General features: G+C 58.3%; 15 protein-coding genes. 12 read left to right on the top strand and 3 right to left on the bottom strand.

All coding sequences use genetic code 11. The annotated features are described in order from the left end of the window. Positions 1-30: 30 nt before the first annotated feature. Positions 31-867 carry a hypothetical protein gene (locus tag ACR809_RS06360; RefSeq protein WP_032412157.1) on the top strand — a complete coding sequence of 279 codons (837 nt, stop codon included), beginning with the start codon at positions 31-33 and terminating at the stop codon, positions 865-867. A 46-nt stretch (positions 868-913) separates the two neighbouring features. On the opposite strand, the gene suhB is transcribed toward ACR809_RS06360, so the two are convergent. Then, a complete protein-coding gene (suhB, locus tag ACR809_RS06365; RefSeq protein ID WP_002913995.1) occupies positions 914-1,717 on the bottom strand; it encodes an inositol-1-monophosphatase in 804 nt (267 codons plus the stop codon). Positions 1,718-1,837: 120 nt separating this feature from the next. On the opposite strand from suhB, the gene trmJ reads away from it, so the two are divergent. The 11 genes from trmJ to sseB all read left to right on the top strand — a co-directional run bounded on the left by trmJ (position 1,838) and on the right by sseB (position 10,672). After that, positions 1,838-2,572 carry a tRNA (cytosine(32)/uridine(32)-2'-O)-methyltransferase TrmJ gene (trmJ, locus tag ACR809_RS06370; RefSeq protein WP_002913994.1) on the top strand — a complete coding sequence of 245 codons (735 nt, stop codon included), beginning with the start codon at positions 1,838-1,840 and terminating at the stop codon, positions 2,570-2,572. 234 nt (positions 2,573-2,806) lie between these two features. Then, positions 2,807-3,298: a Fe-S cluster assembly transcriptional regulator IscR gene (gene iscR / locus ACR809_RS06375; protein ID WP_002913993.1), complete on the top strand. Its 492-nt coding sequence runs from the start codon at positions 2,807-2,809 to the stop codon at positions 3,296-3,298. Positions 3,299-3,476: 178 nt separating this feature from the next. Then, on the top strand, positions 3,477-4,691 hold the full coding sequence (gene iscS / locus ACR809_RS06380; protein WP_002913992.1) for a cysteine desulfurase: 1,215 nt from the start codon (positions 3,477-3,479) through the stop codon (positions 4,689-4,691). A 26-nt stretch (positions 4,692-4,717) separates the two neighbouring features. Then, on the top strand, positions 4,718-5,104 hold the full coding sequence (gene iscU / locus ACR809_RS06385; RefSeq protein WP_002913991.1) for a Fe-S cluster assembly scaffold IscU: 387 nt from the start codon (positions 4,718-4,720) through the stop codon (positions 5,102-5,104). A 17-nt stretch (positions 5,105-5,121) separates the two neighbouring features. After that, positions 5,122-5,445 (top strand): iron-sulfur cluster assembly protein IscA, encoded by a 324-nt coding sequence (gene iscA, locus ACR809_RS06390; protein ID WP_002913979.1) that lies wholly within the window; start codon positions 5,122-5,124, stop codon positions 5,443-5,445. A gap of 74 nt (positions 5,446-5,519) precedes the next feature. After that, on the top strand, positions 5,520-6,035 hold the full coding sequence (gene hscB, locus ACR809_RS06395) for a co-chaperone HscB (RefSeq protein ID WP_004174835.1): 516 nt from the start codon (positions 5,520-5,522) through the stop codon (positions 6,033-6,035). Between the two features lie 15 nt (positions 6,036-6,050). After that, positions 6,051-7,901, top strand: a complete 1,851-nt coding sequence (hscA, locus tag ACR809_RS06400; RefSeq protein ID WP_004149343.1) for a Fe-S protein assembly chaperone HscA — start codon at positions 6,051-6,053, stop codon at positions 7,899-7,901. A gap of 1 nt (position 7,902) precedes the next feature. Beyond that, positions 7,903-8,238, top strand: coding sequence for an ISC system 2Fe-2S type ferredoxin (gene fdx / locus ACR809_RS06405; RefSeq protein WP_015875087.1), 336 nt, complete (start codon positions 7,903-7,905; stop codon positions 8,236-8,238). A gap of 1 nt (position 8,239) precedes the next feature. Beyond that, on the top strand, positions 8,240-8,440 hold the full coding sequence (gene iscX, locus ACR809_RS06410) for a Fe-S cluster assembly protein IscX (protein WP_002913954.1): 201 nt from the start codon (positions 8,240-8,242) through the stop codon (positions 8,438-8,440). A 70-nt stretch (positions 8,441-8,510) separates the two neighbouring features. Next, positions 8,511-9,797 carry an aminopeptidase PepB gene (gene pepB, locus ACR809_RS06415; protein ID WP_122051111.1) on the top strand — a complete coding sequence of 429 codons (1,287 nt, stop codon included), beginning with the start codon at positions 8,511-8,513 and terminating at the stop codon, positions 9,795-9,797. Positions 9,798-9,895: 98 nt separating this feature from the next. Continuing rightward, positions 9,896-10,672, top strand: a complete 777-nt coding sequence (gene sseB / locus ACR809_RS06420) for an enhanced serine sensitivity protein SseB (protein WP_002913952.1) — start codon at positions 9,896-9,898, stop codon at positions 10,670-10,672. Positions 10,673-10,742: 70 nt separating this feature from the next. Here sseB and ACR809_RS06425 read toward each other — a convergent pair whose 3' ends face one another. Together ACR809_RS06425 and sseA are read right to left on the bottom strand one after the other, a co-directional pair. Further along, the gene (locus tag ACR809_RS06425) at positions 10,743-11,585 is read right to left on the bottom strand and encodes a hypothetical protein (RefSeq protein WP_004180898.1); all 843 of its coding nucleotides are present in this window, start codon (positions 11,583-11,585) and stop codon (positions 10,743-10,745) included. 226 nt (positions 11,586-11,811) lie between these two features. After that, a complete protein-coding gene (gene sseA / locus ACR809_RS06430) occupies positions 11,812-12,669 on the bottom strand; it encodes a 3-mercaptopyruvate sulfurtransferase (protein WP_002913950.1) in 858 nt (285 codons plus the stop codon). Between the last annotated feature and the right edge of the window lie 113 nt (positions 12,670-12,782).

Genomic DNA, 12,782 nt, shown 5'->3' on the forward strand with positions numbered 1-12,782 from the left:
CCGCTTTTCGGCGGATGACAAGGAGTCGCTATGGCCGCAAATATCGTTTCTCCCGCGCAGAGCGGGCGGTTCTATTATGGCTGCGCCGGCGCCGCCGGGCTGCTGGCGGGCCTGGCGATCGTATTCTGGTTTCCAGCCCTGGCCAGCTGGTGGCCGTCAGATCTGGTGCGTGTCTACCACGCCATGCCGTATGTTATGCGATTAGGGGTGGCGAGTGTCGCGGATATTCCGCTGGTGGCCTACGCCACCCTAACGCTGTCGGGCTTCGTGCTGGCCTTTTGTCATCCCGGTCACAGTAAACTGCCCATTGTTGCCTGGGCTGTGCATAACCAGCCCTCGCCGCGGGAGATGGTCGACTGGATCCTGCGCAGCTGGGTGTTGCAGTTCGGTTTTCTGGTGATCATTTTCTGGCGTTTCGCGTTTATGGGTAAGCTAAGCAGCGACAGGCTAATGCAGATCGTGGGCATCTTTAACGACGTATGCTATCTGGCCACGCTGGTGCTGGCTGGAATACTGCTGCGCGACGGCTGGCGCGACTTTCAGGGCGTTGCCGCACCGGCAGGCAATATTCGCATTCCGCTGATCTTTGCCCTGAGCTTTTATCTGCCGTTTCAGCTGGTATGGATTTTACTCAGTGCGCAGCAGTATGAGCTGCCGCTGTGGGGATGGCTGCTGCTGGTTCCGGCGATGGTCGGCGTGCTGTTAGCCCGCCTGGCGACGGTAGGGATAGCGCTGTGTTTCCGGCGCTGGCTGGGGACGCAGGGCTGTCTGCACTGGCGCGGACCGCTGGCCTTATTTAGCGGCCTGACGGTGCTCTGTATTGGCGGCAATGCGGTGATTCGCCAGATCCTCAACATGATAAAATGACATAAAAAAAGGAAGCCGCGGCTTCCTTTTTGACATCAGTAAGAGATTAACGCTTCAGCGCGTCGCTCAGCTGCTCGCGCATGTTCGCCAGCATCGCTTTCACCACGCGCGGGTTACCGGCAACGATGTTGCCCGTCAGCATATAGTTATGACCGCCGGTGAAGTCGCAGACAATCGCGCCAGCTTCACGGGCGATCAGCTCGCCTGCGGCGAAATCCCATGGTTTCAGGGCGATCTCAAAGTAACCGTCAACGCGGCCGGCGGCCACATAGGCCAGATCCAGCGCGGCAGAGCCGGTGCGACGGAAGTCGGCACATTCGGTAAACATGTTGCCGAGAATATTCATGTAGGTGGTGGCGTGCTGCTTCGCTTTGAACGGGAAGCCGGTCGCGATAATGGTGCCGTCGAGGTCGCGAGCGTTGCTGCCGCGCAGACGGTAGCCGTTCAGCTGCGCGCCCTGGCCGCGGGTCGCGGTAAACAGTTCGTTACGCATCGGATCGTAGACCACCGCGACTTCAGTACGCCCTTTGATGCGTACGGCGATGGAAACAGAGAAGTGCGGCAGACGTTTAACGAAGTTGGTGGTGCCATCCAGTGGATCGATAACCCATTGAACATCCTGCTCTTCGCCAGCGTGTTCACCGCTTTCTTCGGTGATAATGGTGTGCTGCGGGTAAGATTTGCGAATGGTTTCGATAATAATCGCTTCGGCGGCTTTATCGACGTTGGTCACAAAATCATTGCTGCCTTTCTGGCTGGTTTCTACGGTGTCTGGCGTTTCGTAGTGTTTGGCAATTAAATTACCCGCCTTGCGCGCGGCGCGCACGGCGATGTTCAGCATCGGATGCATCGGTCTCTCTCACTGGATGTTAAAGAACGGGAAAAAACGGCGCATATAATAGCAGCCAAATCTGCTTATGTCTCCGTTTTATGGTAGCATGCACGAATAATCTTTAGCCGAAGAACCATAATGCTGCAAAATATTCGAATCGTACTGGTAGAAACTTCCCATACCGGCAACATGGGCTCCGTAGCCCGCGCGATGAAAACCATGGGCTTAACTAACCTGTGGCTGGTCAATCCGCTGGTCAAACCCGATTCGCAGGCGATAGCCCTGGCCGCGGGCGCCAGCGACGTGATCGGCAACGCGCAGATTGTCGATACCCTTGATGAAGCGCTGGCAGGCTGTAGCCTGGTGGTTGGCACCAGCGCGCGCTCCCGCACGCTGCCGTGGCCGATGCTCGACCCGCGCGAATGCGGTCTGAAAAGCGTCGCCGAAGGTCAGCATGCGCCGGTGGCGCTGGTCTTTGGCCGCGAGCGCGTTGGTCTGACCAACGATGAACTGCAGAAGTGCCACTATCACGTGGCGATCGCCGCCAACCCGGAGTACAGCTCGCTGAACCTGGCGATGGCGGTGCAGGTTATCGCCTATGAAGTGCGGATGGCCTGGCTGGCGGCGCAGGAGCAAGCGCAGCCGGCGGTTGAGCATGAAGAGGCGCCGTACCCGCTGGTGGACGATCTGGAGCGATTCTACGACCATCTTGAGCAGACGCTGCTGGCGACCGGCTTTATCCGCCCGAATCATCCGGGGCAGGTGATGAACAAGCTGCGTCGTCTGTTCACCCGCGCGCGTCCGGAAAGCCAGGAGTTGAACATCCTGCGCGGCATGCTGGCGTCTATTGAGCAGCAGAATAAAGGTAAGTAACCGCGTTAACGCCGGATGGCGCTTCGCTTATCCGGGCTACGAATCGGGCTCGCCTGGCGGGATGAAGGTATCAGGCTATGCGGAAGTAAAACGGCACGGAAAGCCAAATACCTGACTAAAACAGTCAAGTAAATAGTTGACCAAATTACTCGGGAATGTCAGACTTGGCCCTGCTATGCAATACCCATATTAATAAAAAGCCCGGCCAGGGGCGAGTTTGAGGTTAAGTAAGACATGAGACTGACATCTAAAGGGCGTTATGCCGTGACCGCGATGCTTGACGTTGCGCTCAACTCTGAAACGGGCCCGGTGCCGTTGGCAGATATTTCAGAGCGTCAGGGAATTTCGCTTTCCTATCTGGAACAGCTGTTCTCTCGCCTGCGTAAAAATGGCCTGGTTTCCAGCGTTCGTGGCCCAGGTGGTGGTTATCTGTTAGGTAAAGATGCCGGCAGTATCGCCGTCGGCGAAGTCATTAGCGCCGTGGACGAATCCGTTGACGCCACCCGTTGCCAGGGCAAGGGCGGCTGTCAGGGCGGCGATAAATGCCTGACTCACGCGCTGTGGCGCGACCTGAGCGAGCGCCTGACCGGCTTCCTGAACAATATCACCCTCGGGGAACTGGTGAATAACCAGGAGATCCTCGATGTTTCCGGTCGTCAGCATCAGCACGAAACCCAGCGCAATGCGCGCACCCAGGACGCGATTGACGTTAAACTGCGCGCCTGAGTGACCCGTCCCGTTTCGGGCTGCGGCTGACAGGGCAAGGCGGCGCGAAACGGCGGGACAACGATTATAAAGAGCTTTCAGAATCAGGCCGGGATGCTCCGACATTCCGTGTACTCGGTCGTACATCAAGCCGGTTGCCTGATTCCTTGCATTGAGTGATGTACGGAGTTTAAGAGCAATGAAATTACCGATTTACCTCGATTACTCCGCAACCACGCCGGTGGACCCGCGTGTTGCCGAGAAAATGATGCAGTTCCTGACCATGGACGGGACCTTTGGTAACCCGGCCTCCCGTTCCCACCGTTTTGGCTGGCAGGCTGAAGAGGCGGTTGATATCGCCCGCAATCAGATTGCCGAGCTGGTCGGCGCCGACCCGCGCGAAATCGTCTTTACCTCTGGTGCGACTGAATCCGACAACCTGGCGATCAAGGGTGCAGCCAACTTTTATCAGAAAAAAGGCAAGCACATCATCACCAGCAAAACCGAGCATAAAGCGGTTCTGGATACCTGCCGTCAGCTGGAGCGCGAAGGCTTCGAAGTGACCTACCTGGCGCCGCAGAGCAACGGGATTATCGATCTGAAAGAGCTGGAAGCAGCGATGCGTGACGACACCATCCTGGTTTCCATCATGCATGTGAATAACGAAATCGGCGTGGTGCAGGATATCGCTACCATCGGCGAGATGTGTCGCGCCCGCGGTATCATTTACCACGTAGACGCCACCCAGAGCGTGGGCAAGCTGCCTATCGATCTGAGCCAGCTGAAAGTTGACCTGATGTCCTTCTCCGGTCACAAAATCTACGGTCCGAAAGGCATCGGCGCGCTGTACGTGCGTCGTAAGCCGCGTATTCGTATCGAAGCGCAAATCCACGGCGGCGGCCACGAGCGCGGTATGCGTTCCGGTACTCTGCCTGTTCACCAGATCGTCGGCATGGGTGAAGCTTACCGTATCGCCAAAGAAGAGATGGAAAGCGAGATGGCGCGTCTGCGCACGCTGCGCAACCGTCTGTGGAACGGCGTGAAGGATATGGAAGAAGTGTACCTCAACGGCGACCTCGAGCAGGGCGCGCCGAACATTCTTAACGTCAGCTTCAACTATGTTGAAGGCGAGTCGCTGATTATGGCGCTGAAAGACCTGGCGGTTTCCTCCGGTTCAGCCTGTACTTCCGCGAGCCTTGAGCCATCCTACGTGCTGCGCGCGTTAGGCATGACTGATGAACTGGCGCACAGTTCTATTCGTTTCTCTTTAGGTCGTTTCACTACCGAAGAAGAGATTGACTATGCCATCGATCTGATTCGCAAATCCATTGGCCGTCTGCGCGAGCTTTCTCCGCTGTGGGAAATGTTCAAACAGGGCGTGGATCTGAACAGCATTGAATGGTCACATCACTAATTCGGCACCAATAAGGAGAATTCATCATGGCTTACAGCGAAAAAGTTATCGATCATTACGAGAATCCGCGCAACGTCGGCTCTTTTGACAACAGCGACGAGAACGTCGGCAGCGGCATGGTCGGCGCGCCGGCCTGCGGCGACGTGATGAAGCTGCAGATTAAAGTCAACAATGAAGGCATCATTGAAGACGCGCGCTTCAAGACCTACGGCTGCGGTTCCGCTATCGCTTCCAGCTCCCTGGTTACCGAGTGGGTGAAGGGCAAATCGCTGGACGAAGCGCAGGCGATCAAGAACACCGATATCGCCGATGAACTGGAACTGCCGCCGGTGAAAATCCACTGCTCGATCCTGGCGGAAGACGCGATTAAAGCCGCGATTGCGGATTACAAAAGCAAACGTGAAGCAAAATAATTAGTTGAGGTTTTGTTATGTCGATTACTCTTAGCGACAGTGCAGCAGCGCGAGTCAATGCCTTCCTGGCGAACCGCGGTAAAGGGTTTGGCCTGCGCCTGGGCGTAAGAACCTCCGGCTGCTCGGGTATGGCCTATGTACTGGAGTTTGTTGACGAGCCGGCGGCTGAAGACACCGTGTTTGAAGACAAAGGCGTGAAGGTCGTGATCGACGGCAAAAGTCTGCAATTCCTCGACGGCACTCAGCTGGACTTCGTCAAAGAAGGCCTCAACGAAGGGTTCAAATTCACTAACCCTAACGTCAAAGATGAGTGCGGCTGCGGCGAAAGCTTTAACGTATAATCGGTACTCCTCAACCCCACCGCGGTCACGCCGCGCGTGGGGTTTTAATTTAGATGCATGACCCTGAGGTTACTATGGACTATTTCACCCTCTTCGGGTTACCAGCCAGCTATACCCTCTCGCTTGAACAACTGGCTGTCCGGTATCAGGATCTGCAGCGCCAGTACCATCCGGATAAATTTGCCAGCGCGCCTGCGGCGGAACAGCTTGCGGCGGTTCAGCATTCCGCCACTATAAACCAGGCCTGGCAGACGCTGCGCCATCCGCTGACTCGCGCAGAATATCTCCTTTCGCTGCATGGCTTCGATCTGGCCAGCGAGCAGCATACCGTTCGCGATACCGCGTTCCTGATGGAACAGCTGGAATTGCGCGAAGAGCTGGATGAGATCGGCCAGGCGAAAGACGACGCGCGGCTGGAAGGTTTTATCAAACGGGTGAAAGCGCTGTTTGATACCCGTCAGCAGCTGATGGTTGACCAATTGCATAATGAGAGCTGGGAGGCGGCGGCGGACACGGTTCGTAAGCTCCGTTTCCTCGATAAACTGCGCAGCAGTGCTGAAGAACTCGAAGAAAAACTGCTCGATTTTTAATTTTCGGAAGCAATTATGGCCTTATTACAAATTAGTGAGCCCGGCCTGAGCGCCGCGCCGCACCAGCGTCGTCTGGCGGCCGGTATCGACCTGGGCACCACCAATTCTCTGGTGGCTACCGTGCGTAGCGGCCAGGCCGAGACTCTGCCCGATCATCAAGGCCGCTATCTGCTGCCGTCGGTGGTGAACTACCACGCTTCGGGGCTGACCGTCGGCTATGACGCCCGGCTTAACGCCGCTCAGGATCCTGCCAATACCATCAGCTCCGTGAAGCGGATGATGGGGCGCTCCCTCGCCGATATTCAAAACCGTTACCCGCATCTGCCGTATCAGCTGCAGGCCAGTGAAAACGGCCTGCCGATGATCCAGACCGCCGGCGGCCTGCTGAACCCGATTCGCGTCTCCGCCGATATCCTCAAAGCGCTGGCCGCCCGGGCGACCGAAGCGCTGGCCGGCGAACTCGACGGCGTGGTCATTACCGTTCCCGCTTACTTCGATGACGCTCAGCGCCAGGGAACCAAAGACGCGGCGCGTCTGGCGGGCCTGCACGTGCTGCGCCTGCTCAATGAGCCGACCGCGGCGGCTATTGCCTACGGCCTCGACTCCGGCCAGGAAGGGGTGATTGCGGTCTACGATCTCGGCGGCGGCACCTTTGATATCTCCATTCTGCGTTTAAGCCGCGGGGTGTTTGAAGTGCTGGCCACCGGCGGCGACTCGGCTCTCGGCGGCGATGATTTCGATCACCTGCTGGCTGACTACCTGCGCGAGCAGGCGGGCTTCAGCGACCGCAGCGATAACCGTCTGCAGCGTGAGCTGCTGGATGCCGCCATCGCGGCGAAAATCGCCTTGAGCGATGCCGAGGCAGCGCACGTCGAGGTCGGCGGCTGGCAGGGCGATATCACCCGCAGCCAGTTTAACGATCTGATTGCCCCGCTGGTAAAACGTACCCTGATGGCCTGCCGTCGGGCGCTAAAAGACGCTGGCGTTGAAGCGCAAGAAGTGCTGGAAGTGGTGATGGTCGGCGGTTCGACCCGCGTGCCGCTGGTGCGTGAGCGCGTTGGCGAGTTCTTCGGTCGCACTCCGCTGACCTCCATTGACCCGGACAAAGTTGTCGCCATCGGCGCGGCGATCCAGGCCGATATCCTGGTGGGCAACAAGCCGGACAGCGAACTGCTGCTGCTCGACGTTATCCCGCTGTCGTTAGGCCTGGAAACCATGGGCGGCCTGGTGGAGAAAGTGATCCCGCGTAATACCACCATTCCGGTGGCCCGCGCGCAGGAGTTTACCACCTTCAAAGATGGCCAGACGGCGATGTCCATTCACGTGATGCAGGGCGAGCGTGAGCTGGTCCAGGATTGCCGTTCGCTGGCGCGCTTTGCGCTGCGCGGTATCCCGGCGCTGCCGGCGGGCGGGGCGCATATTCGCGTTACCTTCCAGGTGGATGCCGATGGCCTGCTGAGCGTTACGGCGATGGAAAAATCGACCGGCGTGGAAGCCTCCATCCAGGTGAAACCGTCTTACGGTCTGACCGATGGCGAAATCGCCACCATGATTAAAGATTCGATGAGCTACGCCGAACAGGATATTCAGGCGCGCATGCTGGCTGAACAGAAAGTGGAAGCCGCGCGCGTACTGGAGAGCCTGACAAGCGCGCTGGCCGCCGACGCCGCGCTGTTAAGCGCCGCGGAGCGTCAGGCCATCGATGCCGCTGCGGAGCAGGTACGCGCCGCCGCGGCAGGCGACGACGCTGACGCGATTAAAGAAGCGATTAAAAATATCGACACACAAACCCAGGAATTCGCCGCTCGCCGTATGGATCAGTCGGTCCGTATCGCGCTGAAAGGCCAATCCGTGGACGAGGTTTAAAATGCCAAAAATTGTATTTCTGCCCCACCAGGACCTGTGTCCGGATGGCATCGTTGTGGAAGCTGTGACCGGTGAAACCATTCTCGATGCCGCGCTGCGTAGCGGTATCGAAATTGAACACGCCTGCGAAAAATCCTGTGCCTGCACCACCTGCCACTGCATCGTGCGTGAAGGTTTTGACTCGCTGGCGGAAAGTAGCGAAGATGAAGACGACATGCTGGATAAAGCCTGGGGGCTGGAACCTGACAGCCGTCTGAGCTGCCAGGCGCGCGTCACCGACGAAGATCTGGTCGTTGAGATCCCGCGTTACACCATCAACCACGCACGCGAGCACTAATATGGCACTGAAATGGACCGACAGTCGCGAAATCGGCGAAGCCTTGTATGACGCTTACCCGGATCTCGACCCGAAAACCGTTCGCTTTACCGACATGCATCAGTGGATTTGCGATTTGGAAGAGTTTGATGATGATCCAAACGCATCCAATGAAAAAATTCTCGAGGCGATTCTGCTAGTCTGGCTAGACGAGGCCGAATAATTTCGCGTTAAGCGAAAACATTTTAACGGGCTGCCATAGGGTGGCCCGTTTGCTAAGAAGGATAATGATAATGACCGAATCTATGAAGATTACGCTTTCTACTCAGCCAGCCGATGGACGCTGGGGAGAAAAAGCGACCTGGAGCATCAATAACGACGGCATCGCTCTACATCTCAACGGTAAAGACGACCTCGGGCTTATCCAGCGCGCGGCGCGCAAAATTGACGGCATGGGCATCAAGCACGTCGCCCTGAGCGGCGAAGGCTGGAACACCGATCGCGCCTGGGCCTTTTGGGCCGGCTATAAAGGGCCGAAAGGTCAGCGTCAGGTCGAATGGCCATCCCTTGACGACGCGCAGCGCAGCGAGCTGGATAACCGCCTGACGATCATCGACTGGGTGCGCGACACCATCAATGCGCCGGCGGAAGAGCTGGGTCCGGAGCAGCTGGCGCAGCGCGCTGTCGACCTGCTGTGCGGCGTGGCGGGTGAGAAGATTAGCTATCGCATCACCAAAGGTGAAGATCTGCGCGAGCAGGGCTATCTTGGTCTGCATACCGTGGGCCGCGGCTCCGAGCGCCCGCCGGTCCTGCTGGCGCTGGACTACAACCCGACCGGCGATAAAGAGGCGCCGGTATACGCCTGCCTGGTGGGCAAAGGCATCACCTTTGATTCCGGCGGCTACAGCATCAAGCAAAGCGCCTTTATGGATTCGATGAAATCCGATATGGGCGGTGCGGCGACTATCACCGGCGCGCTGGCTTTCGCCATTACCCGCGGTCTGAACAAACGTGTGAAGCTGTTCCTGTGCTGCGCCGACAACCTGATCAGCGGTAACGCCTTCAAACTGGGCGATATTATTCATTATCGCAACGGCAAAACCGTTGAAGTCATGAACACTGACGCGGAAGGCCGCCTGGTGCTGGCGGATGGCCTGATTGACGCCTCGGCGCAGAAGCCAGAGCTGATCATCGACGCCGCCACCCTGACCGGCGCGGCGAAAACCGCGTTGGGCAATGATTACCACGCGCTGTTCAGCTTTGACGATGCGCTGGCGAATCGCCTGCTGGCGAGCGCTCAGGCGGAAAACGAAGCCTTCTGGCGTCTGCCGCTGGCCGAGTTCCACCGCAACCAGCTGCCGTCCAACTTTGCTGACCTGAACAACACCGGTAGCGCGGCCTATCCGGCTGGCGCCAGCACCGCGGCGGGCTTCCTGTCCCACTTCGTGGAAAACTACCATCAGGGTTGGCTGCATATCGACTGTTCGGCAACCTACCGCAAATCTGCCGTTGAGCAGTGGTCGGCGGGCGCCACCGGGCTTGGCGTGCGTACCATTGCTAACCTGCTGACAGCTGAGTAATGGCCTTGCCGGGTGGCGCTGCGCTTACCCGGCCAGGAAAACCATATGTCCGCGTGGACGAATGGCCGCCGGGCAATTCATTGTGAAGTAGCCAAACTATGTCAGATACAAAAAATGAATTAGAAACCCTGCTGGAAAAAGCGGCGACTGAGCCCGCCCATCGTCCGGCATTTTTCAGCGCGCTGCTGGAGGCCACCGTCTGGGTGCCGGGCAGGGCAGCCGATGGCGAGCAGATTGTCGAAGATAGCGCGCTGGATCTGCAGCATTGGGAAAAAGACGACGGTACCTCGGTGATCCCATTCTTTACCTCGCTGGAGGCGCTGCAGCAGGCGGTGGCGGATGAACAGGCTTTCGTGATGATGCCGGCCCGCACGCTGATGGCGATGACGCTGGGCGAATCGTTATTCCTCAACCCGAAGCTGCCGAGCGGCAAAGAGTTCACCCCACGGGAAATCAGCCATCTGTTAGGCGAAGAGGGCAGCCCACTGAGCACCCAGACGGTACTGGAAGGCGGCGAAGCGCTGCTGCTGTCTGAAGTCGCCGAACCGCCGGCGCAGATGGTCGATTCGCTGACCACGTTGTTCAAAACGCTGAAGACCGTCAAGCGGGCGTTTCTGTGCTCGATTAAAGAGCGCGCCGATGCGCCGGCCAACTTATTGATCGGGATTGAAGCGGAAGGGGATATTGAAGCCATTATCCAGACCACCGGCAGCGTGGCCACCGATACCTTGCCAGGCGACGAACCGATCGATATTTGCCAGGTGGTGGAAGGCGAGAAGGGCATCAGCCATTTTATGATTGCCCATATCACGCCGTTCTATGAAAAGCGCTGGGGCAGCTTCCTGCGCGATTTTAAGCAGAACCGCATTATCTGACAGCGGGGGCGGCAGCCCCCGCTGTTTCTTTATGCTTCCAGTTCGAGGCACAAAAGCGGGGTGGCAAAAGCTAATGCAGGGCGGCAAAGATTCGCGGATAGGCAGACACCATGTGATAGAGGAGAAATCCCGTCACGCACAGCGTGACAATGCCGTTGAAGAGCGCCATATCCCCGCGCCAGGCCCGGCACCTCTCTTCGCCCAGCAGAGAACGTAGCGCTGCCACCAGCCCGCCGACCAGCATAAACGCCAGTAACACCCCTGCCATTTGCGCGATAACAATGTACCAGCCCAGCGGCGTATTCACGCCCCGGGCGCTCATCAGCGCGATCTGCGCCGGCAAAATCGTCTGGAACCCGAGGGTAAGTATCATGAGAAGACGCAGGTCCGCCAGCTGAGCGTCGAACGTGCGGGCCAGGCGCCGGGCGTCACGCAGGAGCAGCACCCCTGACGCCACCGCCGCGGCAACGCTGATGTGCTGGAGAATAAAAATATATAACGCCAGGGTTCCGGATGGGACCCGGGACAAAAAGAACAGATTGCAAAAGACAATGACCAGCAGGCCAAATTTTGTGACCCAGGCACGGAATACCTCGCCGGGCCAGCGACGGCTTGACGCTGGGTTATGCATCATCCACGCGGCAAGGGTCGACTTACCGTAACCGGGCGCGAGCAGCACCATCAGAAAACCCAGCAGCGCCTGATGGCAATAGGTGACTAACGGAACGTCTTCGAGAGTGACCCCGAGAAAGCGGGTATACACGGAGACTGGCGCAGGCACCAGGCTTAGCCATGTCCGGTTCCATTGCGGCCAAAAATAAAGGATCGCGCCGCCTGCCAGCAGGCCAGCTATACCTCCCAGCCAGGGAAGGCGCGGTGAATAAGCCGAATGTGGGTTAGAGACTAATGCCATTTTCACTCCTTGTGGTGACATCAGATTGGGATGGACTGGATGCGCTATCAGCCCTGAGGAATTCTGTACCAGTGCTCTGCCTCCCCATCAGGCAAAGCGAACTCGGCAGGAACAAGCCCTGCGGCAGTACAGAGTAACCGGTTTAGCGAGAAGCAGAAGAAAGTGGGAGAGAAAATCAGAAATTATTTAGTGACCGCGGAACGGGAGGCCCGCGGTCACGCCGTGTTTACGGAGCGGCAGGGGCCGGTTCAATCGGCAGATCGCTCCGCGCGCCCCATTCGCTCCAGGAGCCGTCATACAGGCAGACGCCGTTCACGCCAAGCGTGGTGAGCGCCAGCACGACCACCGCCGCCGTCACCCCCGAGCCGCAGCTGGCGATGATCGGCCGTTCAAAATCGACACCCTGACGTAAAAAGATGTCGTTCAGCTCGTCAACGGTTTTCAGTTCGCCGTTAATCACCAGATCCGTCCACGGTACGTTCAGCGCGCCGGGGATATGCCCGCGGCGCAGGCCCGGGCGCGGTTCGTCGGCCTGGCCGTTAAACCGGGCCGCCGGACGGGCATCGACAATCTGCGCCGATCCTTCATGGCTGACCAACAGGACGTCGGTCAGACGCTTAATTTGCTGAGGATCGAACCGCACGTCGAATTCCCCTTCGGCCACCTCCGGCATCCCTTGTTCCAGAGGCAGTTCGTCGCGCCGCCAGCCCTCCAGTCCGCCGGCCAGAATTGACACCTTCTCTACGCCAAAGGTGCGCAGCATCCACCACGCGCGCGGGGCGGAAAACAGATTGCCTTCGTCATAGACCACCAGATGCTTATCGCTGCAGACGCCCAGTTCGCGCATGGCGACGGCAAACGCTTCGGCCCGCGGCATCATATGCGGCAGCGGACTGGTGTGGTCGGATAGCGCCTCGATATCGAAAAACAGCGCGTTCGGCACATGGCCGGCGCGGTATTCCGCGGCCATATCCCGCAGGGCCTCCTGCCCGGCGGGCGCCATGCGGGCGTCGATAATCTGAATTTCCGGGTCATCAATATGTTCTGCCAGCCAGTCGGCAGCGACAAAAAACGAGGTGGACATAGGTGCCTCCGTTTTATTATTCATGACTGAATTGTCGGCGTTTTAGCTGGCGCTGACAAGTTAAGGACGCCAGAGTGGGGACGGCGTCACGGCACTTTTCTGATTAATCGGCA

Source organism: Klebsiella sp. CD33 (assembly GCF_051992865.1).
GTDB classification, from domain to species: Bacteria; Pseudomonadota; Gammaproteobacteria; order Enterobacterales; family Enterobacteriaceae; genus Klebsiella; species Klebsiella pneumoniae.